Annotated in this window: 22 protein-coding genes; 8 read left to right on the top strand and 14 right to left on the bottom strand. The window is 55.4% G+C overall.

Annotated features, from left to right (window positions below):
* Nucleotides 1–371: hypothetical protein (locus tag H5P30_RS10930; RefSeq protein ID WP_185691015.1), on the bottom strand; the 371-nt coding region annotated here is incomplete at its 3' end.
* Between the two features lie 65 nt (nt 372–436).
* Here H5P30_RS10930 and H5P30_RS10925 point away from each other — a divergent pair.
* Together H5P30_RS10925 and H5P30_RS10920 are read left to right on the top strand one after the other, a co-directional pair.
* Nucleotides 437–838, top strand: coding sequence for an oligopeptide/dipeptide ABC transporter ATP-binding protein (locus H5P30_RS10925; RefSeq protein WP_185692987.1), 402 nt, complete (start codon nt 437–439; stop codon nt 836–838).
* Between the two features lie 479 nt (nt 839–1,317).
* A complete protein-coding gene (locus tag H5P30_RS10920; protein WP_185692986.1) occupies nt 1,318–2,682 on the top strand; it encodes a sulfatase-like hydrolase/transferase in 1,365 nt (454 codons plus the stop codon).
* Between the two features lie 266 nt (nt 2,683–2,948).
* On the opposite strand, the gene H5P30_RS10915 is transcribed toward H5P30_RS10920, so the two are convergent.
* The 4 genes from H5P30_RS10915 to H5P30_RS10900 form a co-directional block, all read right to left on the bottom strand.
* Nucleotides 2,949–3,962, bottom strand: a complete 1,014-nt coding sequence (locus tag H5P30_RS10915) for a substrate-binding domain-containing protein (RefSeq protein ID WP_185692985.1) — start codon at nt 3,960–3,962, stop codon at nt 2,949–2,951.
* 31 nt (nt 3,963–3,993) lie between these two features.
* Nucleotides 3,994–4,992: an ABC transporter permease gene (locus H5P30_RS10910; protein ID WP_185692984.1), complete on the bottom strand. Its 999-nt coding sequence runs from the start codon at nt 4,990–4,992 to the stop codon at nt 3,994–3,996.
* 34 nt (nt 4,993–5,026) lie between these two features.
* Nucleotides 5,027–6,517, bottom strand: coding sequence for a sugar ABC transporter ATP-binding protein (locus tag H5P30_RS10905; protein WP_185692983.1), 1,491 nt, complete (start codon nt 6,515–6,517; stop codon nt 5,027–5,029).
* Nucleotides 6,518–6,769: 252 nt separating this feature from the next.
* The gene (locus H5P30_RS10900; RefSeq protein ID WP_185692982.1) at nt 6,770–7,762 is read right to left on the bottom strand and encodes a LacI family DNA-binding transcriptional regulator; all 993 of its coding nucleotides are present in this window, start codon (nt 7,760–7,762) and stop codon (nt 6,770–6,772) included.
* A 342-nt stretch (nt 7,763–8,104) separates the two neighbouring features.
* Here H5P30_RS10900 and H5P30_RS10895 point away from each other — a divergent pair, with 342 nt between their 5' ends.
* The 3 genes from H5P30_RS10895 to H5P30_RS10885 all read left to right on the top strand — a co-directional run bounded on the left by H5P30_RS10895 (nt 8,105) and on the right by H5P30_RS10885 (nt 12,763).
* Nucleotides 8,105–9,151 carry an NAD(P)-dependent alcohol dehydrogenase gene (locus tag H5P30_RS10895; protein ID WP_185692981.1) on the top strand — a complete coding sequence of 349 codons (1,047 nt, stop codon included), beginning with the start codon at nt 8,105–8,107 and terminating at the stop codon, nt 9,149–9,151.
* Nucleotides 9,152–9,324: 173 nt separating this feature from the next.
* Entirely contained in the window at nt 9,325–10,575 is a 1,251-nt protein-coding gene (locus H5P30_RS10890; RefSeq protein ID WP_185692980.1) for a carbohydrate porin, read from the top strand.
* Between the two features lie 559 nt (nt 10,576–11,134).
* Nucleotides 11,135–12,763, top strand: a complete 1,629-nt coding sequence (locus H5P30_RS10885; RefSeq protein ID WP_185692979.1) for a phospholipase D family protein — start codon at nt 11,135–11,137, stop codon at nt 12,761–12,763.
* 114 nt (nt 12,764–12,877) lie between these two features.
* Here H5P30_RS10885 and H5P30_RS10880 read toward each other — a convergent pair whose 3' ends face one another.
* Nucleotides 12,878–13,666: an EAL domain-containing protein gene (locus H5P30_RS10880; RefSeq protein ID WP_185692978.1), complete on the bottom strand. Its 789-nt coding sequence runs from the start codon at nt 13,664–13,666 to the stop codon at nt 12,878–12,880.
* A gap of 167 nt (nt 13,667–13,833) precedes the next feature.
* Nucleotides 13,834–15,672: a DNA mismatch repair endonuclease MutL gene (gene mutL / locus H5P30_RS10875; RefSeq protein WP_185692977.1), complete on the bottom strand. Its 1,839-nt coding sequence runs from the start codon at nt 15,670–15,672 to the stop codon at nt 13,834–13,836.
* Between the two features lie 188 nt (nt 15,673–15,860).
* Between mutL and H5P30_RS10870 the strand changes: the two genes are divergently transcribed.
* On the top strand, nt 15,861–16,055 hold the full coding sequence (locus tag H5P30_RS10870; protein ID WP_185692976.1) for a DUF4177 domain-containing protein: 195 nt from the start codon (nt 15,861–15,863) through the stop codon (nt 16,053–16,055).
* On the top strand, nt 16,052–16,336 hold the full coding sequence (locus H5P30_RS10865; protein ID WP_185692975.1) for a hypothetical protein: 285 nt from the start codon (nt 16,052–16,054) through the stop codon (nt 16,334–16,336). Before H5P30_RS10870 ends, H5P30_RS10865 begins: the two co-directional genes overlap by 4 nt.
* Before the next feature lie 187 nt (nt 16,337–16,523).
* Here H5P30_RS10865 and H5P30_RS10860 read toward each other — a convergent pair whose 3' ends face one another.
* A complete protein-coding gene (locus H5P30_RS10860; protein WP_185692974.1) occupies nt 16,524–17,510 on the bottom strand; it encodes a magnesium transporter CorA family protein in 987 nt (328 codons plus the stop codon).
* 62 nt (nt 17,511–17,572) lie between these two features.
* On the opposite strand from H5P30_RS10860, the gene menB reads away from it, so the two are divergent.
* Nucleotides 17,573–18,400, top strand: coding sequence for a 1,4-dihydroxy-2-naphthoyl-CoA synthase (gene menB / locus H5P30_RS10855; protein ID WP_185692973.1), 828 nt, complete (start codon nt 17,573–17,575; stop codon nt 18,398–18,400).
* Between the two features lie 445 nt (nt 18,401–18,845).
* On the opposite strand, the gene H5P30_RS10850 is transcribed toward menB, so the two are convergent.
* From H5P30_RS10850 to H5P30_RS10825, 6 genes are all read right to left on the bottom strand, one after another.
* Nucleotides 18,846–20,720: a GldG family protein gene (locus tag H5P30_RS10850; protein ID WP_185692972.1), complete on the bottom strand. Its 1,875-nt coding sequence runs from the start codon at nt 20,718–20,720 to the stop codon at nt 18,846–18,848.
* Nucleotides 20,717–21,433, bottom strand: coding sequence for an ABC transporter permease subunit (locus H5P30_RS10845; protein ID WP_185692971.1), 717 nt, complete (start codon nt 21,431–21,433; stop codon nt 20,717–20,719). The genes H5P30_RS10850 and H5P30_RS10845 overlap by 4 nt, the downstream gene beginning before the upstream one ends.
* Entirely contained in the window at nt 21,430–22,401 is a 972-nt protein-coding gene (locus H5P30_RS10840; protein ID WP_185692970.1) for an ABC transporter ATP-binding protein, read from the bottom strand. Before H5P30_RS10840 ends, H5P30_RS10845 begins: the two co-directional genes overlap by 4 nt.
* Nucleotides 22,402–22,679: 278 nt before the next feature.
* Nucleotides 22,680–24,185, bottom strand: coding sequence for a DUF7305 domain-containing protein (locus H5P30_RS10835; protein WP_185692969.1), 1,506 nt, complete (start codon nt 24,183–24,185; stop codon nt 22,680–22,682).
* Nucleotides 24,186–24,188: 3 nt separating this feature from the next.
* A complete protein-coding gene (locus H5P30_RS10830) occupies nt 24,189–24,770 on the bottom strand; it encodes a PulJ/GspJ family protein (RefSeq protein ID WP_185692968.1) in 582 nt (193 codons plus the stop codon).
* Entirely contained in the window at nt 24,754–25,185 is a 432-nt protein-coding gene (locus H5P30_RS10825; RefSeq protein WP_185692967.1) for a type IV pilus modification PilV family protein, read from the bottom strand. Before H5P30_RS10825 ends, H5P30_RS10830 begins: the two co-directional genes overlap by 17 nt.
* Between the last annotated feature and the right edge of the window lie 106 nt (nt 25,186–25,291).

The following is a 25,291-nucleotide window of genomic DNA, read 5'->3' as shown; positions in this document are numbered from 1 at the left end:
GCGCATACGGTCGATTCGGGCAAACGCTGTCGAGCCTGACAGAGGCCTCCGGTTTTGCTCGAGAGCTTTTCCTTGCCCATGGACCTCAAGGTGGCATTGATCTCCACCAACCCCGCTCGAAGAGTGCCCGATCCCATGCCCTGACTGATCATGTGCCAAACCGTAACCGCCGAAGAGAACCCACGATCGCGTTCCTTCGAACGCTTCGGAATCGATTCCAAAGGCAACGCCTCCTCGAAAACATACGGCAGTTGACCCGGAAGACCCTTCATGATCGAATTGCGACTATCCTCAAGCCTCTTGAGGGCAGATTTAGGGCTTCGCCCAAAGGCGCGGTGAAAACCGGGAAGAAACAGGTTGTTTTGTTGCACACCAAAAGCTTGCAGAATCCATCGCCTAGGGCGATCCCTGTCTGCTTTCTGGCAATACAAAATCCATGAATCCAGCCTTATCTAAGTGCCATTGGGGTCTGACCTATTTGTTCGTCTCTCACGATTTAAGTGTCGTGCGGCATATCTGCGACCGAGTGGCAGTGATGTATGCCGGGCGTATTGTCGAACTGGCCGAAACGGATGAGCTTTTTGACCAGCCTAAGCATCCTTATTCCCGCGCCCTGTTGGCGGCAGTTCCTCATCCGGATCCAGATGTTGCCATGGATTTTTGCTTGAGCGGAGAAGTTGCCGACCCGGGAAATCTTCCTTCGGGGTGCAGCTTTCATCCTCGTTGCCGAGAGTGCTTCGAACCATGCGATCAACGGTCTCCAGAATTACAGAGGTTGAGTTCTGGGGGGTGTGTTTCCTGCCACCTTTATGAGGGCGACGGTAAACTCCTCGGTTAAAGATCTATATGTTCTTTTGGAGGCCGATATGAAACCTGGGAATGGGCTGGGAACGCGCCCTAATAGTCGCGTATCCATACGAAATTGGCCACTCCTAGAGTTGTGGCGAGCAACACTTCCTACCGGCTGACGCCGGACCTCTACTAGGAGTAGGAGAGAAGTTTTGTTTTTGGTTGGATCGAACTTTCTAAGCCTTCCCAAAAGACTTCTCTGCTGAGAGCCGGTGAGGTGTTCCCCTTGGAAGCGCAGGAATCGCCATAGGTCGGTCTTTCGCGGCGAGGAACGAATTTCCGCTTGGGCACGACCTTCCTTTCGTCTCTCTGTCACCAAGAGCATGGCTTCTGCAGGTGGCAATTTCGGTCAGGCAGAATCCTTTTCGCAGGTTGAATCCTCTCGGAGGAATGGTCATCCTGGGATTGATTCAATAGGTTCACTTCTCTTTCCCTCTTCCGAGAGGGATTTGCTGACAGAATAAGATAATGCCCCGGCCCAATATTCTATTTTTGATGAGCGATGAGCACCGCGCCGATGTGTCGGGTTTTGCCGGAAATGAGATCGTGCGGACTCCGGTTTTGGATTGGTTGGCGGAGACCGGGGTGGTCTTCAACAATGCTTATACGCCTTCGCCGATCTGTGTGCCGGGGCGGATGTGCATGATGGCGGGCCAGCTGCCGAAGACATGCAATTGTGAGGGGTGGAAGGACTTGGCTCCCGGCTATCGGACCTTTTCGCGGGAGTTCTCTCGCTATGCCTATCAAACCGTCTGCAGCGGTAAGCTCCATCATCAGGGCCAGGATCAGATGATGGGGTGGCGTTCGCGTGTCTCACCCGATGCGGAAGTCGTAGCCGGAGCGGTGGATGATTCGATCGAGGAGGAGTTTGCCCGGTATCGCCCCGATCCTCAGTTTAAGAAATGGTCGAATCAGAGAGAGCTGGAGGAAGCTCGACCGGGGAGGGGACCCTATCAGGCCTTTGACCAGCGGGCGGTGACTGGGGCGCTGGAGTATCTCGGCCGGTTTTTTGACGATCCCCTTTATCGGCGTCCGCAAAGCCATCTTCCCCTGTTCTTCAAGTTGAGCCTGAAGCAGCCTCACTATCCGTATTTTACCGATCAGGAGCGGTTCGACTATTATCACAATCGGGTTCCGGTCTACCTGGAGGAGCCCTGTGACCATCCGGTTCTTTCGCTCAGCCAGCAAGGGAAACCCGTTTGCGCTTCGGAGGCCGCGATTCGCAATGCGACCGCGGCGTATTACGGGATGATCGATCAGGTCGACTGCCACTATGGTTCGGTTTTGGATAAGCTTAAATCGCTCGGCAATGACCTCGACGACTGGATCATTGTCTACACCTCCGACCATGGGGAAATGCTTGGCCAACACGGGATCTGGGAGAAAACCCGTTTTTACGAGGCAAGCGTGAAGGTGCCGTTGATCATCCGTTGGCCCAAAGGATTTGCGGGGGGACGCGTCCTCGACGAGAACGTGAATCTCTGTGATCTATTTGCCACCCTCTGCGACTTGGCTGGCTTGGTCATACCGGAGGGGTTGGATAGTCGCAGTTTGGCTCCGTTGTTGCGGGAAGAATCCGTCGATTGGAATAACGAATCGGTCGCCCAAATGTGGGAAGATCATGTCATGATCAAAAGGGACGCCCTGAAATATCAGTATTACGGGGAAGAGGTTCCCGAGGTGCTTTTCGACCTTGAACGGGATCCAGGAGAGACGACCAACTTCCTCGAAGAGCCTGAGTATGCCGACGAGGTCGCAAGGTTTAGAAAACGTTTGGCCGAGCTTGGGCATGGGGTTGAGGCGAATCCGGAGTATCGAAACGCTGGATATTAGATTCGCATCGGTGAAGACGTCGAGGGCGGGGTTCTTTGCGGAGAGGTGAGATTGGGGTGCCCTCAGGGCCGGACAACGAACCGGAAAGGCAGGCGCGGAGAAAAGGCGCACGACTCAAGCCATGCGCGAACGGTTGGCGATGGCAGAAGCTTTTAGGGTGGGGGCTCTCTGCATGGGACGGGGAAATCGAAGTTCTTTCTCCTTTTCCCTAAAAAAAGAGCAGCCGGCGAACCGGCTGCTCTCAATCTTCAAAACTGGTGAAGGGATTAGTTGCGCATTTCGAGGAGTGCGTCAGCGTTTTCGATGGTAACGACCGTCCAAGGGATGTCGTAGCGTTTCGACATTCCGTCGTTCCATTCGAGTTGGCCTTCGTATTGTTCCCAGATGTCCGATTCGGGTTGGAAGTCGGGGCCGAGGACGTGGCGCAGGGCTACGTCGAGGGAGCCTTGCATCTGGCCTCTGGCATCTTGCAGGATCGAGGTCATTTTGCCGTCTTTCACTGCATAGATCGCGTCGGTAACTCCGTCGATCCCGGCGATGGCGTAGTCGGATACGTCGCCTCCCGTGCTTTCGATTGCTTCGATTGCACCCAGAGCCATTTCGTCGTTTTGACCGATAACGCCGTTGATGCGACCGCGGTGTTTCATGAGCCAGTTTTCCATGATCGGAAGGGCTTCGGCGCGTGACCAGTTTGCGGTCTTGCGTTCGAGGATCTTGATCGAGCCTGCAGGGTATTCCGCAATGGCTTTTTCAATACCTTGGCCGCGTTGGATTTCGCCGGAACCGCCTTTCGGTCCTTCGAGGATAATGACGTTGCCGGAGCCTCCCATGGCTTCGATGACGGCTTTACCTTCGAGATAGCCGCCCTCGACATCGTCGGAAACGACTTCTGCAGTCATCTCGTCGGTGTTCAGGCGGGCGTTGGTAACGATCACGGGAATTCCGGCATCGTTGGCCATCGTCACAACGTCGATATTCGCGTTGAAGTCCATCGGGTTGATGATGATGGCGTCATGGCCGGTGCGAATGGCCGTTTCGGCCTGGTTGTTTTGAACGAGCGGGTCGTAGCGGCCGTCGTAGACGGTCAATTCGACTTCTCCGCTTTTTACGCCGGGATAGTCGTAGGCGGCTCGCTCCATGAGCTGGACGAATTCAGCCTTCATCCCGTACATCAAGACGGCGATCTTGACGGGTCCGTCATGTTTCGGCTCCGCATGACTCACTTGGAAAGTTAAGACAATGGCAAGAGCGGCGAATAGTTTTTTGGTGATTGATTTCATGCGTTCTATTTTTAGTTGGGGTTAGGGGTTCTTAACGGTTTTGTTTGCGAGAGGGGTCCAGCAGGACGGCCGCTACGATTAACGCGCCCTTAATGATTTGCTGGTAGTAAGATTGGACGCCGAGGAGATCGAGTCCGTTGTTCATGACTCCGATGATGAGGACGCCGAAGAGGGTTCCCATGAGAGTTCCGATCCCTCCGAGCATCGATGTCCCGCCAATCACGACGGCCGCGATGGCGTCGAGTTCGTAGGAGGCTCCGGCGCTCGTTTGGGCGGAGCCGGTGCGGGCGGTCAAAATGAGGCCTGCGATTCCGGAAAGAACTCCGCACAGCGTATAAACAATGACCTTGATGCGTTGAACGTTGATTCCGGAGGTCTGGGCCGACTTCTCATTGCCACCGACTGCGTAGACATAGCGGCCGAAGACGGTCTTATTGAGGAGAATCCATGCGACGATGAAGATGCCGATGAAAATGATTACCGGGATCGGGATGGAAAAAATGCGCCCATTTCCGATCTCCCGGAAGGTGGAGTCGAGGGAGGAGACTGGATTTCCCCCGGTGGTCAGCAGTGTCAGCCCACGGGCGGCTGAGAGCATCCCCATGGTGACGATGAAGGCCTGGAGCCGGAAGCGGGCGATGATGAATCCGTTGATAAATCCGCAGATGGCCCCGACTCCGATGACTACGAGAACCGGATAGAGAATGGGGTGGCTCATGTCGCCGATCACGAGGTCAGAGGACCGGGTGACGAAGCGAGCGGCCACGATCCCGGCCAGGGCTAAGACGGATCCGACCGACAAGTCGACTCCGGCAATGAGGATGACGTAGGTCATTCCGATCGCGAGGATGCCATTGATGGAGACTTGGCGCAGGACGATGATGGAATTTTCCTTGGTGAGGAAGTAATTGCTCATCCATGTTCCGTTTTTCACGCAAATCTCACCGATGATGGCGATGATGATACAGAGGGCGAAAAATGCGAATACGATGCCGTACTTTCGAAGGTCTAAATTTCGTAGCTTGTTCATGGGATTTTGGGGGTGAAGATGGGAAGGGGAGGACTCAGGAGGCCAGATTCAGGAGTTCGGTCTGGGTGGCCTCTTCTTGTTTTCGTTCGGCAACGACTCGGCCTTTCTTGAAAACGAGGATTCGGTCGCTCATTCCGATGATTTCGGGGAGCTCGGAGGATACCATCAGAATACATTTTCCCGTTAGAGCTTGTTCGGACATGTATCGGTAGATCTCCTTCTTGGCTCCAACGTCGATTCCACGCGTCGGTTCGTCCAGGAGGAGAACGTCGGGTTGGGTCATCGACCAGTGGGCCAAGATGACTTTCTGCTGGTTGCCGCCGGACAGGTTTTGGACGAGTTCCTGGGTGTTCGGGGTTTTGACGTTGAAGGCTTTTACCGCCGCGTTGACTTGGGTTTGCTCTTTTTTTCGATTGAGAATTCCGGCGCGGGTAAAATGGGGCAGGGACGAGATGGAGGTGTTGTCCGCGACCGATCCGCAGAGGACGAGACCGGTCTCTTTGCGGTCTTCGGTGACGTAGGCCATGCCGGCGCGAATCGCATCGCGCGTCGAGTGTTTCTTGAGCTTCTTCTCTCCGATTTGGATGGTCCCGTTTTCGATGGGGGCGATTCCGAAAAGGGCGTCGAGGAGTCGGGTTCGACCGGCTCCGACCAAGCCGTAGAGGCCGACGATCTCGCCTTTTTTAACGGTGATGGAGACGTCTGCGAAGTCGGGCTTCGAGGTCAGCTCGTTAATCGTCAATAGAGGCTCGTCCGTAGGCTTGTTGTATTTGGCGAATTCTTCGTTCAGTTCTCCGCCAACGATTTCTTCAATCAGCTTTTCGCGGGAAATGTCTTGGATGTCTCCTTCGCAGATGTAACGCCCGTCGCGGAAAACGGTGTATCGATTGCAGATCGTGAAGATCTCCGACATGCGGTGCGAAACGTAGATGACGCCTTTTCCTTTTTCGGAGAGCTTACGGATGGCTTTGAAGAGTTTTAGGCTGTCCTTTTCTCCAATGGTCGAGGTCGGCTCGTCGAAGAAAATGATATCCGCATTGGAGTGGGAGAGGGCCTTGGCGATCTCGACCAGTTGTTGTTCTGCGACGCTCAGAGTGCGGGTGAGGCGAGTGGCCTTGATGTCGAAGTCGAGTTCGTCGAGAAGAGCCTGGGCTTTCTCATTGAGCTGTTTGAAATCGACGAATCCCAGCTTCTTGCGCGGTTCCTGCCCGAGGAAAATATTCTCCGCGACGCTGATGTCCGGGATCATGCTCAACTCCTGTTGTACGATCGTGATTCCGGCATTGAGAGCCTGCTTGGCATTGGAGAACTGGCAAATTCTGCCTTTGATGCGAATCTCTCCGCAATCGGGCTGGAGGAAGCCCATGACGATGCGGAGGAATGTGCTTTTGCCGGCGCCGTTTCCGCCGCAAAGTGCATGCACTTCTCCGGGCATCAGGGTGAAATCGACATGATCGATTGCGCAAACTTTTCCGAAGGTCTTTCGAATGCCTTTTACGCTCAGAAGTGGGGTGGGTGCTGACATGCTTTCAAGGAGTGGGGTGGGGAAATCGGTTCGAAGAGAGCTTTGAAGGTCGATCTAGTTTGGGGGAGGACGAAAATTCTCGGGGAGTGAGATCGTGAAGAAGCTTTGCGACTTTCCAGGGATGGGGTTCTGGGAAGTGATGAGGGCAATTAATTCCCAGTAGAAGCGCGAGTCAAATGGAATTTGAAATTTTGCGCAAATTTTTTCCTCCGGGCTGGGAGGTCCCCTTTGCGGGAGAGGCAGGTGGTAGGCTCAGCGTTCCTGGATGGAGAAATCCAGAAATATCTTCCTCTTAATCGTGGAGGGGCGTTCGATCCGGTCGACGGCGATGTCGACGGCTTCGCTGGCAATTTCGCTGGTCGGCTGGATGATGCTGGTAATTGGGGTTCGGAGGTAGTCGAACCACTTGTTGTCGTCGTAGGTGACGATGCGGACGTCCTTGGGGACCTTGCGGTTTAGGGCTTCCAGAACGCTAATGGCTTCGAAGCAAATGGAGGAAGTCCCGCAAATGACGCCGTCGAGATCGGTATTCTTCTTGAAGAAGTTTTTGAGTTCGCTCGTGCCGATGTTCTTGTTCGGCGCGCCTTGAAAATATTCGATTTGGAGGGTCTTGCCGCTGCTTTTGCTGGCGGCTTGGAGGGCGCTTTGGTAGCCCTGCTGGCGTTGGGCAATGGTGTAGATGTTTTCGTGGTGGCCGAGGAAGCAGATGTTCTGGCAGCCTTTTTCGAGTAGGTGGCGGGTGGCGTGAGCTCCGCTTTGGGCGTTGTCGATTCCCACGAAATCGGCTGGTAGATGTTCGTTGAAGCGATCGACCATGACCACCGGAATGGAAGAGTCGGAGAGGGTTTCGAAGGTGGCGCTCGTGTCGACCGGGGCGAGGATGATGGCGCTGACTTCTTTGCTCGTCATCGTATTCAGGTGGAACTGTTCTTTTTCGGCGCTTTCCTGAGAGTCGCAGAGGAGGAGGTTGTAGCCGTGCTCCATGGCTCGGGCTTGCAGGGCGGTCACGATCTCGGTGTAGAAGTCTTCCCGGATGTCGGCAATAATCGCCCCGATGGTCCGCACGGCGGTTTTATTGATGCTTCGGATGAGAGTATTGGGAACGTAGTTCAGATCCTTCATGGCTTTCAGGATCTTGCGCCGCGTATTGGTTTCGACGTTCCGGGTCTTGTTGATGACGTGGGATACGGTTGAGATGGAGAAGCCGGTGTGCTTCGCCACGTCCTTCATAGTTGTGCTCTTCATGGGGTCTGTTCTTTGCCGTGTTGCTAGGCTTTGGATGAAAGGGGGAAGGGTTTTTGCGGAAAGAAAATGTGCTGGCTTCGTCGTTTCTATAAACGTAGCCGGGCTTTTTGCACAAGTCTTTTGCGGATTGTTTTGCCTGATTTGTTGGAGGAGAGAAGGGATAAATTGAAAGTTTGTAAAATAATTTGCGCAAAAGTTTGATTTTAGATTTGACTTTCTGCCTGTGCAGGAGAATTTTTCGATCATTCAGTAATTCGCCGAGCGCGGCGAAAGCAGTCGGAAGAGTATTTCCCCTAGAATGATCTCCGGCAAACCCCCACCCCCTGAAAAGAAAGCAAAGCTATGAAGGCACTCGTCCTCGAAGAACCTCGTGATCTATCCCTTCGCGAAATCATTATTAACCAGGATCTCGGTCCCAACGATGTTCGAATCGCCCCGCGGCGAGTTGGCATCTGTGGCAGCGACGTCCATTACTACGAGCATGGCGCGATTGGCCAATTCGTGGTCAAAGAGCCCATGATCCTGGGTCATGAGGCATCGGGAGAGATCACGGAAATCGGTTCGGCGGTAAAATCCCTGAAAGTCGGCGACCGGGTTTGCATGGAGCCGGGAATTCCGCGGCAGTGGAGTCCCGCTGTGCTCGCGGGAAATTATAACCTCGATCCGGACGTTCGCTTCTGGGCGACTCCGCCAGTGCACGGTTGCACTTGCGAAAGCGTCGTTCATCCCGAATCGCTCACCTTTCGTTTGCCCGACAATGTGAGCTACGAGGAGGGGGCATTGGTTGAACCTTTGGCCGTTGGAGTATTTTCGGCAAAGAGGGCGCAAGTGGTTCCTGGAGACATTGCTCTTGTGTTTGGTGCCGGAACGATCGGAATCGTGACTGCGCTTGCGGCTCTGGCTGCCGGATGCTCTCAAGTCATCGTGGCCGACATTAAGCGGGCGAAACTGGACTTTATTCGGAATCAGCTGGACGTCCCGATTGTTCCCGTAAACTCAGCCGAGGAGGATTTGGCTGCAGAGGTGGATCGGGTAACCTCTGGAAAAGGAGTTAACCTCGTTTTCGAAGCCAGCGGGAGCGAGAAGGTGATCGCCGGAATGATTTCCTACCTAGCCCCGGCGGGAAGAGTCGTTCTGGTCGGGATGCCGCAAAAGCCGGCTCCGATCGATATTGTTTCGGCCCAGGTCAAGGGTATCGATTTCGTCACGGTGTTTCGCTATGCGAATATCTATGACCGGGTGATTAAGTACATTGCGTCGGGTCAGCTAACGGTCGCACCCCTGGTGACTCACCGCTTCGACGGTTTTCGCGCTGTCTCCGCCTACGAGTTTGCCGCGACCTATCCAGATGATGCGGTGAAAATCATGTTGGACATGGAAACCTTTTAGGAGCCGGCTCTGTCTGGCTCAGGTGACGGCATCTTTTCGGTCGTTCCGTTTTCTTTATCAATCTCCCTGATTTTTCGGGAGATACTCTTTCCGGAAATTCGCAGATCGGGCGAAGTGTGAAGACACTCCGCTCGCTCCGGATATCTCTGCAAAAACACTAACCCCAATAGAACATGAAAAGAATAATACTCCCAGTTACCTGCATGATTGCTTTCTGCAGTCAGTCGTTCAGTGAAGACGACCTGATGAATCGCCCTTATCTACTGGGCGATTGGAATGGAGCTCGCACCAGTCTCGAAGAGAAGGGCGTTACCTTCGACCTCAATAACACCTTTGACGTCTATGACGACATTTCGGGTGCATTGGATAGCGGCACGGAATATTTCGGCCGGGCTCGCGCTACGATGAATCTCGACTTGGAGAAATTGATCGGGATGGAGAATGCGACCTTTTCGGTCGGTGCGATTTCTCAGTATGGCCGAAACTACAATCGCAGTGTCTTCGGCGTTTTGACTAACCCCAGTTCAATCGAAGGGGTGGAGACGACCCGAATGGCCAATATCTGGTTGGAACAAACCCTCTTCGAAAATCTCCTGACCTACCGTGTCGGCAAAGTCGACGGTGTTGGGAATTTTGGCGCCCAAGAGTATGGGGGCACGTTTATGAACGATGAATTGGCCTACATCCCGAACCTTTTGTTTGCGGCCGGTTTGCCCTATGATCCAGCCCAACAGCTGGGGGCCGTAGTGACCGTTCGTCCCTTCGAGAATTCGGATATGAAGGGAACGTATCTCAAAGGCGGTATCTTCAATTCCAACAATTTGGACGCCATGAACTATGACGACGATGGTGTCGACTTTACTTGGGACGGGCCGACCGCTTTTGCTGGGGAAATCGGTTATATCTCGCCGGAAGCTCCCGTCGATCTGCCTTGGTATGCCAAGGGTGGAGTGCAGTTCAATTCGGGTTCGTTTACGGAAGTAAATGGTTCGGGTGAAACGAGCAAGCACAACACTCTTTATTATGCCAATGTCGGAAAGTCTCTCTATCTTCTCGGCGAAGAGGGTGATCGTCATATCGACGGCTCAATCTCCTTGAGCTATGCTCCCAAGGAAGAAGTGAATGTCTATCACTATGAAGTGACGGCTCTCCTCCGTGCCATTGGGCCATTTGCCAGCCGACCGACCGACGAGGCTGGAATCGGTTTGATTGCCGCTTGGTTGAGCGACGAGTATTCGGACAATACCGACGCCACTGGAAACGACCCTTCGGGAAATGAGTTCACGGTCGAACTGACCTATAAATTGAAGCTTACTCCTTGGATCTACATCCAGCCCGATTTTCAGGTCGTCTTGAACCCGAACGGAAATGGTAGCCGAGACCCTGTCTATCTCGGTGCATTGCGCACCGGTATCAACTTCTAAGACGGAAGTTGAACTCTCAGCTTCATCCTGACGAGGGCTGGAGCTTTTTCATTGGTTTGTGAGAGTTTTATCGTCCGCTTGCACTCAGTTCCCACTTTTGTGGAGGGAACTGTGCAGGCGGGCGATTTCTTTTTGGGATAGGGCGGCCTTGAGAGGGATTATTTCAGAGGGCATGGAGTTTTCATGCTGAGCTGCAGCGATGGAGCACGGCCCTCCCCGGAGAGTCAGACCTGGAGTGCGCACGACTGAAGTCATGCGCTTACGATTGGCGATGTCGGAAGCTCCTTGATCTAGCGTTTTGTGCAGAAACTTCGAATTCTAAAAGCCAGGGGATTCCGGAGCGCAGACCTTTAGGCTGCGTTCCGTCGGGTCGGTATGAGGATTTAAATCGGCATAGTCACTTACAAACGGCGCGGCAGTGCGGGTAGACCATGCGCACCTCGGAGAGCGAAGTAGGGAGCCCCGCCGTCCTCCACATTCGTCTCTGCGGTTTGACCGGAGTGCGTTTTCCTCACAGGATCTTGGAATTCCCTTTTAATGATCTCCACGAATTCCCGTTTTGTCTCACTTTGATCCTTCGTCTGATTCCCGCAAGATCGACGCTTGCCGAATGTTCTTGTTCTCGAAAAGCTCCGTTCTCCGGTCCATCGGGCTCTCGCTCTTTGCGACGTCGTTGGTGTTCCTTCTTTCGGCGTGCGCCCCGGTTCCGAAAAATTTGGGAGAGAATGAAAGTACGGTATGGGACTCTCCGGAGGAGACGGAGCTTGGTCGATTCTTCCAACCTCCGGAGGACGTTCCGGAGGGACTCACGGGGGTGTATTTGCTTTCGGATTCGCGGGAGGCCTTTCGCGCGCGGTATGCGCTGGCTGCGAGGGCGGAGCATACGATCGATCTGCAATACTATCTTTGGAAGAGCGATACGACGGGTCGTCTTCTCTTGAATCGCGTGATGGAGGAAGCGGATCGGGGCGTGCGCGTTCGGATTCTCATCGATGACATTTACCACACCGGCCGGGACGAGCTCTATGCGGACGTCGCCGCGCACCCCAACGTGGAAATTCGGATTTTCAATCCAATCGGAAATCGGGGATTTATGCGCAACTTTGGCTTTGTCATGGGGGCCAAGCGATACAACCACCGGATGCACAATAAGATATTTCTGATCGATGGAGCCGCCGCTATTCTTGGGGGACGGAATATCGGAGACGACTACTTCGCGATCGATCCCAAGCTGAATTTCGACGATATGGATGCACTGGTTGTCGGCGGGGCAGCGAAAGAGGCGGGCAAAGCCTTCGATCTGTTTTGGAATTCTGAGGCAGCTGTCCCAATTGACTCGTTCATCAAATATCAGGCTTCCGATGAAGACCATTGGAAGATGAGGGCCGGTCTTCTTTCGACTTTGCAGGATTCGATTGATGAGGTTCCATATCAGATTCCCGTCGATCATGATGAGGTGATGGCAGGCTTGAAAGAGGTTCGATCCCAGTTGGTGTGGACTAAGGCCGAGGTCGTGGTCGATGTCCCTGAGCGGTATGTGGAAAAGGGGGAGTCGGCAATCTTCGAGCTGCTTCAGGAAATCAATCCCTCCATTGATGACGAGTTGTACCTGCAGAGTGCTTACTTGTTGCCGGAGCCGGAGACGATCGAAGCGTTTGCGGGCTTGGTGGATCGGGGCGTCGAGGTCCACATCATGACGAATTCGCTCATGTCGAACAACCACCTCTCGGTTCACGGTCATTATGCCAAGTCGCGGAAGCCGATGCTCAATGCCGGCGTCAACCTCTACGAGCTCCGAGTCGACGGAGCGATGATGGACTACTACCGAAATCGAGAGAGCCGCTTGGCCAGTTCCAACTCCGGGCTCCACACGAAGGCTTTTGTCATTGATCGGGAGATCAGCATCATCGGCTCTTACAACATGGATCCTCGCTCGCGAGTCTGGAATTCGGAGATCGCATTGGTAGTCTATGATCCGATTATCGGCGCCCAACTACGAGCGATCATGGCCGAGGAAATGGGTCCCACGAACGCCTATAAGGTCGAGTTTAATGAAGCGGGGAAACTGCAATGGACCGCCGAGTACGAGGGCGAAGAGGTCATTTTCAAGACTGAGCCGAACGCTACGAGAACCAAGCGTTCACTCTCCCGGCTGAGCGGTTGGGTGCCCGTGCGCAGGCAGTTGTAGGAGGGTCGCCTTTCTCTGCTCGAGTGGGTCGAATGGGGTCCTTCGGACGAACCCGCCCCAGAATTCGGAAAATGTGGGCTGCGAGAGCCGCGAAAAAGTTATCGAGGGGGACCTCTACCTCGAAGTCAACTCGGTTGATATTGCCGCGAGGTTCACTTCCGGCAGTTTCTCGAATCCCGGTTCGGCAAAGTAGTAACCCTGCATCAAATCCACTCCCGCATTCAGGAGCCACGCCATCTCTTCCCGAGTTTCGATGCCTTCGGCGAGAGGAGTGACTCCGAGATCGTGAAAGAGGTTCAGGCAGTTTTTTACGATGGCTTGCCGTGGTTTGTGGCGATGGATGCCGCGGATCAGTCCCATGTCGAATTTTACGATGTTGGTCTGGAAGTCTGCCAAAAGGTTCAGTCCCGCATGGCCCGATCCAAAATCGTCGATGGCCGTGATAAATCCGGAACTCTCATAGAATTCCAGGATCCTCTTGAGGAAACCGATATCCTCAATTTTCTCGGACTCGGTAAACTCGAACATGATTTGCTCGGTTGCGAATCCGTATTCCTCGGCTGCCTGCAGGGTGGTGCGGATGCACCGTTCAGGCTTATAAACGGCTTTGGGGAGAAAGTTGATGCTCAGTTTCGATTTGAGCTTTAGCTTTGAGGCGAGAGCGATCGCCTTGACCCGGCACAATTGATCGAACAGGTATCGATTGTCGTTATTGAGCTGAGAGATGATCGAGTAGGCCGGTTCTCCGTTTAACCCGCGGGCTAGGGCCTCGTATCCGAAAATCTGACGATTTTTGCAATCAACGATGGGCTGGAAAGCCATGGTGAAGTCGAATTCGAGGTGTCTATTCTCGATGCAGCGTTCGCAGGCTTTTCGATCAGAAGTGACGTCTTCTTTGGGCATCTTACATTTTCCGGTTCAGGTCGGTAGGAGGCTTTTAACGGGAGAGCTGATCATTTCGGAAAAGAAGACGGGAGTCAAATTTCGGAGCCATGATTCCAGAATGGTGCCAGCCTTGGTCTGGATGATGGCTCTCTCTGCTTGTCGAGCGTCGGTATCCTCCGAGCCAATTAGATCGGCCGGCCGAATCGGCGTTCCAACTCGCCATCTTCATACTCTAGGAAAGTCGGCTTACCCGCAGGGCAGGTGTGTGGGGCCGAGGTCTGCATGAGGCGGCGGACGAGGCGCATGGCCTCCTCTTCGGAGAGACGTCGGTCGCGCCGGTGTGCCGTGCGCGCCGCTAGCTCAGCAATGCGTTCGCGGAAGGGGCCAGCCTTTTCCGGGCGGAGGGCACCTTCGCGAATCAGGGCGACGGCGTCGCTGAGAAAGCTCTCCGCTTGACCGGGCTCAAACCAGGCGGGCACCATCGAGACGCGGAAAAAGTTTTTCCCGAAGGATTCGACTTCAAAGCCGTGCTCGGCGAAGGCTTCGCGATTTTCCTCCAGGCATTGGGCGGGGAGGGGTTCCCACTCGAAGGTCTGGGGAATGAGAAGAGGCTGGGTATGCAGTTCGCCTTCTTCCGTCTCCTTCAGAAATTGTTCGTAGAGAACCCGCTCGGAAGCGGCACGGGGGTGAAAGACGATGAGCCCCCGCGGGGAGCGAAAGAGAAGGGTCGAGGTCCCGAGGGGGCCTATCCACTGCCAGGGAACGCGGTTCTCCCGCGGAGGCGGGGCCGGACGCGGAGTATCGGCTGGAGGATTGGAACGCGAACCAGGTGGGGGGGCTGGAAAGGATGGGCTCGGTCGAGGCGCGGGTGGAGGAACTGCGCTCGTCGGAGGCATGGAGGGAGAGGGGGCAGGCCGGGGATCACTGGGAACGGGACTCTGCGAGTTCTCGGGCTTCGGCGGAACTGGTTGGACGCGCTCAAAATTCGACCCGGGAAGCGGAAGATTTTCCGGTGGGGCGAAGCTCTCCTTCGCACCTTGGTCGAGGAGGAGGTCCATAACGGTTTCGACGACGATGCGGCGCACTTGGGGTTCATCGCGGAAGCGGATCTCCCGCTTCGTGGGGTGAACGTTGACGTCGATGGCCTCCGGTTGGATCTCAAGGCAGAAGAAGGCGACAGGATAGCGGCCTTTCGGGAGAAAGCCCGTGCAGGCTTCAAGAATCCCGTACTGGATCGTGCGGCTGTCGACGGGACGCCCGTTGACGATGCAGACGAGGTCTTGGCGGGAGGCGCGGCTCAGCGGAGGTTTCCCGAGGCGGCCATAGAGAAAAATGGATCCCGATCGTCTCTCGAAGGGAAGGGTGTCCTTGAGCATCTTTTTTCCCCAGATCTCGGCGATGCGTTCGGGGAGGCCCGGGCACGGAGGCGTGGAAATCGTTTCGCGCCCGTCAATCTTTAAGCTGAAGCCCACTGCCGGGTGAGCCAGGGCAAAAAGTCGAACCGTTTGCACGATGTGGGCCGCTTCAGTCTGGTCGGTCTTGAGAAACTTGCGGCGGGCTGGGACGGTGTTGAAGAGCCGGGCGACCTCGATGCTGGTGCCCACCGGGATCGCATCCTCCCGGCAGTCGGTGATTTCCCCGTTTTTCAATTGGATACGGGTCCCGGTTTCCGCGTCTTTGGGGCGGGTGAGTAGGGTAAAGTCGCAGACGCTGGCGATGGACGGCAAGGCCTCCCCTCGAAAGCCAAAAGAGGCAATCCGCAGAAGATCATCGGCAAGCCGGATTTTACTCGTCGCATGCCGCTTCAGGGAAAGCAATGCCTCCTCTTCTGTCATCCCGATCCCGTTGTCGGTGACCCGGATGTAGGACTTGCCCCCGCGTCGGGCCTCGATCTGAACGCGCGTAGCCCCGGCGTCGAGACTGTTCTCGAGAAGCTCCTTCACCACCGCCACAGGACGTTCCACCACCTCGCCGGCGGCGATCTGGTTGGCAACGTGGTCGGGCAATATTTCAATGCGGCTCATCGGTGGTGATCAAAGGAATATCGTCGGGCAGAGGCGGGCGCGGCGGCAATAAGAAACTGTGAGAGGGGCAATCGCAGGGGCGGAGGTTCATTTTCAGACTCAGGCCTTGCTCAATTTTGGAGCGATTGCTAGGGTTCCGTCCATGTTTCCTCGAGGTTACGAGGACTCCCACGAATAGATAAATACCCATGAAAGAATACAAAGTTCTCACCCTCAAAGATAAGTGGTTCTCCGGAAAGTTTGATCCGGAAAAGCTCGAGCAGGCCTTGAACGCCTACGCCGAGGAAGGCTGGCGGGTTGTGGCAACCGCAACGGCAGAAGTCGCCGCCATGTTTGGTTCGGACCGTGATGAGATGATCACGATTCTCGAGCGGGATCGATGAGATCGACCGAGTTGGACGGGGTGCTTTTCTTTGAGGGCACTCCAGATGGCTGGACAATGGGAGAGCCCATTTCGACCGAGATCGAAGGCCTGTTTTGCAGCGCGCAGCTCGCCAGCCTGAAGGATGTGAAACTTCAGATGGTTTCCGAATGCAAGAGGCGCGGTTACCATGCCATCGTCCAGTTTGAGTATGGTCAGCGGTCATCTGGATTTCTCGCCTCCCTCTTTTCGCGTGATGACGTGAAATGGTACGCGAAGGGAATTCTAGCCCGTAGAAACTGAAAGAGGATCCCCCCTCCGAGATTCCTCTCTTTGTTGCAGAGGAGAGTTCGTCTGCCGCAGCCTTGCGTGGAGGCCGGATGCTTCCATCGGAAGGGGAGTCGGCTAGTTTTTCCAGAATGGCAGCCTAGTTATTAGAAATCCGCAAAACCGATCCGCCGGGATCCTATTTTGCGTCTCTATCCGAGTTCTAAATCCAGCCTTTTCGGCGGAAGTAGACGAAGGGGAGGATGGCGCTGACGACCATGAGGCTCAGGGCAAAGGGATAGCCCCATTCTTGTCGTAGCTCCGGCATGATCGAGAAATTCATCCCGTAGATACTGGCGACGACGGTGGGTGGGAGGAAGATCACGGCCGCGATCGAAAAGATTTTGATGATTTGGTTCTGCTCGATGTTGATAAGGCCGAGAATGGCATCGAGAAGGAAGGCGACTTTGCCATCAAGGTAGTTGGCGTGATCGCTGAGGGATTGAACGTCGCGGCCGATCCCTTTGACGTGGGGGACGAGGCTGTCGAGGCCGAGATTTTTGATCGATTCGAGGAAGTAGACGATGATGCGGTTGATGGTCATCAGACTTTCCCGGGACTTCGCGATCGTTTCTCCGTTTTGGCCGGTGCGTCGGAGGAGTTCTTTCAGAAGCTCGCTCTGTTGGTTGGCCTTTCGCTTTTCAGTGTCGGATCGGAAAATTTCGCTGGAGAGACGGTCGCATTCGGTTCCGACACGTTCGAGAATGTCGGCGAGACGATCGACAATGCTGTCGAGGAGGGCACTGAGGGTATGGGCGGGAGTGGAGCGTGTGCCGGGTCGGCGCTCTAGGTTGCGAATGAACTGGCGAAACGGCTGGTTGTCGACAAAGCGCATGGTCACCAAGATTTTCTCTCCGAGGACGAAGGTGACCGGCGTGGTGCGGATCCCCCCGGGTTCATCGCTGTTGGAGAGGACGGTGGCGGTCATGAACAGGGCGTGGTCCTCGACGTAGAGTCGACTAGTGGACTCAATTTCCTCCATCTCCGGTCGGGTCGGTAGATCCAAGCCCAAGCGCTCGTTCCAGAGTTCGATCTCCGTTTCTGTAGGCTGAAAGAGGTCCACCCAAAGAGGTTCCTGGTCGTGGTCGCTCTCTTGGAATTTCTCGTTGGTGATAGTCTTCCCCGTCGAAAGTTCGTAGATCGTGAACATCGTTTGGGATGCAAAACGATACAGGGCGTTGCAACGAGACTAAAAATTGCTAAACCGGAGAGATGGAATGGAAGAATGCCCGCGAATTTGAAGATATCCTCTACCACAAGGGAGAAGGTATTGCCAAGGTGACCATCAATCGCCCCGAAAGGCGCAACGCGTTTCGCCCCAAGACGGTGCAGGAAATGTATGAGGCCTTTCTCGATGCCCGGGAAGATCCGACCATCGGTGTCATTCTTTTAACCGGAGCGGGCCCCCACACCGATGGGAAATACGCGTTTTGCTCCGGAGGAGACCAGAAAATCCGGGGTCAGGCCGGTTATGTCGACGAGGGTGGGGTGCCACGCCTGAACGTTCTCGATCTGCAAAAACTAATCCGTTCGATTCCCAAGGTGGTGATCGCTCTTGTCTCGGGCTATGCCATCGGCGGTGGCCACGTCCTCCATGTGGTCTGCGACCTCACCATTGCCGCTGACAACGCGATTTTCGGTCAAACGGGCCCCATGGTGGGAAGCTTCGACGGTGGACTCGGTGCGAGTTATCTCGCCCGGATCGTGGGCCAAAAGAAGGCACGGGAGATTTGGTATCTCTGCCGTCAGTATAATGCTGAGGAGGCGATGGAGATGGGGTTGGTGAACAAGGTGGTTCCCATCGATCAACTCGAGGCCGAAGGTTTTCAATGGGGCCGGGAGATCATGGAGAAAAGTCCTCTCGCCATCCGCAGTCTCAAGTCGGCCTTCAACGCCGAGCTCGACGGTCAGATGGGGATCCAAGAACTTTCCGGCAACGCAACTCTCCTCTACTACCTCAGTGAAGAGGGCTCGGAAGGCAAAAACGCCTTCATCGAAAAGCGGAAGCCCGATTTCTCCAAATATCCCTGGCTTCCATGAGGGAGAAGGGTCGGGGCCAAACCCGAGAGACGGGGTGAAATTCTCAGAGGCTCCGGTTTTCCTTTTAGGAGGAGGGGGCTGTCTATTGCGACGAAAGGCTCATCGTTGGCTTCCCTCTCTCAGACTCCTCCCCTGCTTGCAGGGGAGGTGCTTCCATAGGAAGCGGAGGGGTTCAGACTCGTTGGCGGGGGTGCCCCGTTTTGAATAGAGCTTCTCCGGAAATGCGAAGAGCCAGAACCTCCCCATCCCGCGTCCGCGGGATCCCCCATTCCTACGAGTAGGAGGGGAGTTTGATTCTCCGGACGTCCAATATTCTTCAGGTCTGTCTCAGACTCCTCTCCTGCTTGCAGGGGAGGTGCTTCCATAGGAAGCGGAGGGGTTCTGGCTCGTTGGCAGGGGTGCCTCAGTTCTCTATCAGCGAACCAGCGCCGAGTAATCACCTGCCTTACTTCCCCGGTCGGCGACGCAGAAAATACTGCAGCGCCAGCAGGGCGATGAGTCCGGGGACGACGAGGAGATTGATGAGAACGAGGGTGCGGTCGAGTCGGCGGATTTCTTCGCGCAGTTCTTTACGGATTTCCCGTTGCTCGCGGCGCAGCTGCACTTCCTTTTCCCGGAAATCCTGCAATCGCTGTTGAATCTCGGCTTCGGCCTCGGGAGAGATTTCCTTTTCTTCGTCGGTAGATTCTGATTCCAAGCCGCGGATGTCGTTGCGAACTGAGATGAGCTCCTCTTCCAATTGGCTGAGTTGTTTCTCATAGGCTACGCGGGCTTGGGCCGCTAGGTCTTCGACGCGGAGGAAGGGGCGAGCTACGGTGCCTTTGCCACGGAGCTCCACGAGTTCGTTGCCTCCGGCCAGAAGTTCGAAGAGGTTGACCGCTAAAGCCAGGTTGTCGTTGGAGCGACGGGTGGTTTGTTGGCTTAGGTAGCGGACGGTTTCCGTGCCGAAGCGGTCGGTAAAGAGATCGGTGTCGGTGACGATCACCAGATTGGATTCTCCGGTCGATTGCTTTAGGGACGGATCCTCTTCCTCCTCGAGTTGGCGAATCCAGTCGTCTTCTTTATTCTCGGAGGGTTCGCCGTCGGGGAAGGCTGTGGGGAAGACCCCTTGGAGGAGCGCGGCAATGAACTCACTGCGGCCGTCGGGAGAAATCTGCTGGGGAAGGTTCTCGACCCCGGTAATTGGCACCGAGGAAGCCATCATTTCACCGCTTTGAGCGGTGGTCTCGAGAATCGGGGTCACCCGGAGATTCGGATTCTCGACGGTGAAGGATCCGGCTTCGATGAGGAGGATCTCGTTCAACCCAGTGGTCGCTGGTGTCTCGCTCTCTGGGTCGCGAAAGGTGAGCCAAAGGGGATGGGGCAGCTCCGGTTCCTCTGCTGAGAGGCGAACGTTGGTTGCCAGCTCGAAGTCGCCGACGACGCGTCGCGAGTTGTATTGGATCCCCCAGCCGGAGAGGAGTTGGGGGATATCCGATTCGGTCGGACCCCCGAGCCCATTGAGTTGGTTGCGGTTGGGGTGGGTGCGTCGAACTTCGGCCGAGGAGGGATCGACGGCGATGAGTAGTGGACCTCCGGCGAGAAAATACTGGTCGAGGGCAAAGGCCATCTGGTCCGAGACGCCACGTGGATGAATGAGGGCAATCATATCCAGATCCTCGGGGATGTCTCCGCGTCGCCCGAGCGGGACGACTTCGAAGAGCCGCTGGAGTTCTTGGATGAGGATCGATGGCGGCTCGGCTCGCACGCCTTGGACCAGGTTAGCCTCCTTGCCCCAGAGGTTGAGGGAGGTCAGAATGCCAATCTTGGGCTTCTCGGGATGAATGAGGTCGAGGATCAGGCGGGAGAGGTCGTATTCGAGCGCGGGTTCGCGTGCCGGGAGGAGGAAGGGGATCACCCGTTCGCCTCCGTTTCCTTTCGCTACGAGCCCGAGATAAAGAACTTCCCCGTTCGCCATCCGCTGACCCGAAAGTCCTGCGCCGACAGCCTCTTCCTCGATCAAGGTATCGGGCGCCGGATTGGCGATGTCCACCGTGATCCGATTGGGGGCGGCCTTGGTGTATTCGTACAGCATCGTTTTCACGCGCTGGGCAAAGTTGCGAATACTGGCGGGGATGTCTTCTACATCCGGCGTGTAGTAGAGAGTAAATTCAATGGGCTCCTCGATTTGCTCGAGAATGTCCCGGCTGGGTTGGGAGAGAGAGTAGAGGCCCTCAGAGGTCCAATCCATGCGCCAGGAGACTCGCTGGGCGAGGTAGGTTACGACCAGGGGTGCGAGGATGCAGAGGACGGCGAGGAAGATCTTGCGGGCGAGGTTCATCGGCTGAGGACGACTCGGTTGAGGCAAAGGGCGAAAAAGGCGATTGAGAGAAAGTAGACGAGATCGGCGAGGGTGAGGATGCCGTCAATCAGAGGTTGAAAGCGCGGGAGGATGCCAAACCCACCGAGAAAGTCGACCGCGGCCACCGGGAGACTCAGCGAAAGGAGGAGATCTCCGAAGACGTTCCAACCCAAGAGGACGAGGAGGAGGCACGCCATCAATCCGAGAACGAAGCTGATGACCGAATTCGCGGTCAGTGACGAGCAGGCGGAGCAGATTCCCAGATAGGCCCCGGCCATGAGGAAGGCTCCGAGGTAGCCGCTGGCCATCACGCCCCAGTCGGGATTGCCGAGATAGGCGACCGTAAGGGGCATCGGAAACGTGAGGAGAAGGGCGAGACCGATGAACAGCCATCCGGCAAGGAACTTCCCGAAAATGGCCTGATTCAGAGAAACCGGATAGGTGAGAAGGAGCTCGATGGTCCCGGTCTTTTTCTCCTCCGACCAGAGGCGCATCCCGACCGCAGGGATCAGGAAGAGATAGATCCACGGGAGGAAACGAAAAACAATGCGGAGGCTGGCATCATTACTCTCGAAAAAGTCGCCGAGGAACCAGGGGAGACCCACGCTGGCGATCAGAAAAACTGAGAGAAAAACCCAGGCGACCGGAGTCCGGAAATAGCCATAAAATTCTCGTAGAAATACTGCTCTCATTCGTCCTCCTCCGTGAAATTGGATGTGGGCCGTGTCAGCTCCTGAAAAACGTCCTCGAGTCGGGGGATGACCGGGGCCACTTCCCGCAGATCCAGTCCCGAGTCCTTGATGACCGCCAGAACTGCTTCGGAGACGTTTCGCTTATCTCGGGAATAGAGCAGGAAGTCTTCGCCTTGGCGGTCGATCTTGCTGACGAACGGTTCCAGCTTCTTGAACACGGCCGGCGCACGTTCGGCGTCGCTTTCGGCCACCCGCACCTTCACGCTGCCGAAGAGGGGATGACGCTTCCGCATTGCCCCGATCGACTCGTCGAGGAGAACCGATCCCTTGTGGAGGAGGATGACCCGGTCACAGACTGCCTCCAGCTCCTCCAGAACATGGGTGGAGAGGAGGATGGCTTTCTCGCTTCCCATTTCGGTCACGAGATCGCGCACTTCCTGTTTCTGGTTGGGATCAAGACCATCGGTTGGCTCGTCGAGGATGAGGCAGGAAGGATCGTGAAGGATCGCTTGGGCCAGTCCGACGCGCTGCCGGTATCCTTTCGAAAGCGTCTCGATTGTTTGGTGCCACACTTTCTCCAAATGGCAGATCTTCCGGACTCGATTGAGGTCTCCATCAAGGGCGAGCCGGTCCATGCCCCGGGCTCCGGCGACAAAGTGAAGAAACTCGATTACCGTCATCTCTCCATAGAGTGGTCCGGTCTCGGGCAGGTACCCGAACTGACGCCGCGCCGCGCCCGGTTTGCGGAGGACATCGTGGCCACCGATCCGAGCCTTCCCCGTAGAGGGGCGGAGGAATCCGGTCAGCATCCGCAGGGTCGTCGATTTCCCCGCTCCATTTGGACCGATGAACCCGACGACCTCCCCCGGTTTGACCGTAAACGAGACCTCTTCAACCGCGGTGAGGTCGCCAAATGACTTGCCGAGGCCTTCGGCTTCAATACTGACAGTTTGAGGGGATTTGGGCATCAGAAGCTGAATAAATTGAGAAATTTTTCGGCGTTTGGCAATGGTTTGAATTCGGGCATGGGTGACCTGAGGTGTAACTGCAAGAAAGGGGAGTTTTGGGACGAAACGATCCTATTTTCCTCAGTCTTTCGGGGGTGCAGTGCTTCAGCCTGCGTGCATATGCAAAAGGAGATTCCGAAAACGCGGGCTGAAGCACCGCGCTCCCCTCAACTTTTTCAGGGCTTCCCAACTTCGGTAGGAGGCCGGGATGTCATCTTTCGCAGCTCCTAAATTCGGTATTACAAGCTCACCGCTTCAAACTTCTGGACGTAGGGGAGGCGTTCGCTTCCAGTCAGCTCTTCCAGAAAGTTAACTTCCGGCGGGCCAGGGGTGGAATGATGACCTATGTAGTCGGCGAGAGACTCGTCGTAGCGGAACGAACCGCTCCCGGTCATGGTAACGTCGTTGGCCACGATGGATCCATAGATATCCGAGTCGCCAGTGACGCGGACACTAGCTTTCGGGGCGTAGATGATCCCGCTAAACTGGCCATTGTTGAGAAAGTTAAAATGCTGGCTTTCGGGGGCGGTTCCCCAGAGTTGAAGTTGTTGCGGGGCGACTTGGCTGAAGAGCCCCGCCCCCGTGACGTCGACATCGCCAGCGGTGTAGACGGTCAAGGTCGCGTCAGGAGCGAGCTCGATCTCTCCTCCTTCAATGACTTTCATGGAGGTGACTTCCTCGGTCGGCAGGTAGACGGTGACATCGCCCTCGATTCGCAACGTCGCTCCCGCTTTTACCTCCAGATCCTGGAGTTCGAGGACCGAACTCTGGCCTGGCGAACCGAGAGTCTCCTCATCGATATAGACATTCTCTTTCCAGGTCGAATAGCCATTGCTGACCTCTTTCTCGTAGGTGTAGGGGAGGCGGTAACGGGCACGCGGATCGGTCAGATCGAAACGGGGAGTGGTGATTCCGACTGAGATATCTTCAAAGGACGCGGTAAATCCAGTGGTCAGAGCTCCGGTTTTAGTCGACACCTTCCATCCTGGGGGATCTTTGGCCCAGAGGTATTCTTTGTCCGACCAGTGCCATTTGTGAGGGTCTCGTGGACCGACTTGGCCGCCCCAGCCGACATCCAGACCGCGATAGCTTCCACTCCCGACCGCAGCGGTTCCGTAGACATCGGAGCTGCCCAACCGAATCGCTCCGTCTTCCGTGCTCACCGTGGCGATTGCAACCGAGTCGCGCGAAAGGTGGTCGGCGTAGAATTGGATGGGAGTATTTGGATCTCCGTCGGGATCAGAGATCCAGCTGTCGAACTCGACGCCTCCTTCCGCATGAATATAGTCTTTGACCAGCATGCCATAGGCGAAGAGGCCGCGGGTGCTGTTCGAGCGGACATCGGCATACATATATTTTTCGATAGGCGGTTGGTTTCCCAAGTGAATCGTTGCCTTGGACAGCACTTCCGGAGAATCCGAATCATAGCCGATGACGTAGACCGAGAGTTCTCCGTGGATGTTCCCAACGTAGTCTGTCTCAGGGAGCTTCTTGTAGGCGTCCCCGTCCACAGTTGTCCACCCACTCCATGCATTCCGAACTACAGATGTGTTTCGGATCGTGTGAACACCGTACTCAATACCGCCCTCGGCCAGATTAACGGCGACAGCATTATAGTGAGTGCGGTTGGCGAGCGTAAGGGTATTCCGGCTCAGGCTGAGATACGTGGGGATCGCGATGAGTCCTAAGATGCTCGTGAAAATCACGGTGACGAGGAGAGCACTGCCTGTTTTTGAGTTGTTCATGCCCTAGGGAATAAATTCGGTTTTGTTGCGCATCATGTAGACTGCAGACTGAATCTGGGTGGTCGAGTCCTCGATGCCACTGTGGATTTTTACGGCACTCCCCGAGAACCCGACCATCTTGGTTTTTGCATTCGCCGTCGTTAAGTTGTTGAACAGTTTGATACTATTGCCGAGGAGGTCGTACGCCGAGAATTCGAATTCTTCGATATCTTCAGCGATCACCTGCAGGGGTTCGCCCGTTTCTTGCCGAGTTAGAGTTTTCGCATCCGGGTCAAAGGTGTAAGTCGTTTGCTTCCCTTTGCTAATGAGGGTCAGGGTTTGGCTATCCGTCCACGATAGGCTTTCTGCATCTCGAATATCTTGAGAAAAATACTGATAGATTCGCTGGTTTTGGCGCTCGAGGTCAGAGTAGTATCCCATTCGCAGCCCCGCCTCGGTGAAGGAAAGAAAGAACGTGAGGACTCCGGTAACCACCATCAGAAGGATGACAGTCGAAATCATCATCTCAACGAGCGTAAATCCGTCGCTGCGCGAAGAATCCGCCGCAAGCGTCGGAGAAACCTGCGGCTCAGCTGTTGGATCCATAGAGATAGTCGAATGCGCCGTCTCTGGCGTAGTTGAAGGTGATCTTTAGCTGGTGTGGTTCTCCTTTAAGCCCTTTCCAATTGGCAATGAGCCAAATTCTCTTGATGTCATCAGATCCGTTGTAGTTCTCGAGGATCCGCTTGAACTGATATTTGTTATTGCTTCGATCAATGGGAGAAAATCGGGCAGCGCTCGGAAGATTTTCGATCTCAGACCAGCTGAGAAGCCTGATACGTTCGGCCTCATTTTGGAGAATCTGGGTTGCGTAGTTGGTCGAGCGGGCCGTGTCGTATTGCATCATCCCCATGCGAAGACAAATGGAGGCAGAGGCTAGCGCCATCGCCATGATGCCCAGGGCGATCATAACCTCCAAAAGCGTGAATGCTTGACGACCTTTATGTCCTGCGAGCTTCATGAGCAGTGTTGAAGGGGATGAACTGTTCTACTGTCGGAATCAAAATAGTGCAAGTGAATGCTGCTGAGGCCGTTGAGTCTGATTTCCTGATTCGGAGAGTCAAGGA

It is taken from the genome of Puniceicoccus vermicola, from assembly GCF_014230055.1.
Classification (GTDB): Bacteria; Verrucomicrobiota; Verrucomicrobiia; order Opitutales; family Puniceicoccaceae; genus Puniceicoccus; species Puniceicoccus vermicola.
The sequence above is the reverse complement of the archived record's forward strand: the minus strand, read 5'-3'. Positions and strand labels throughout refer to the sequence as shown.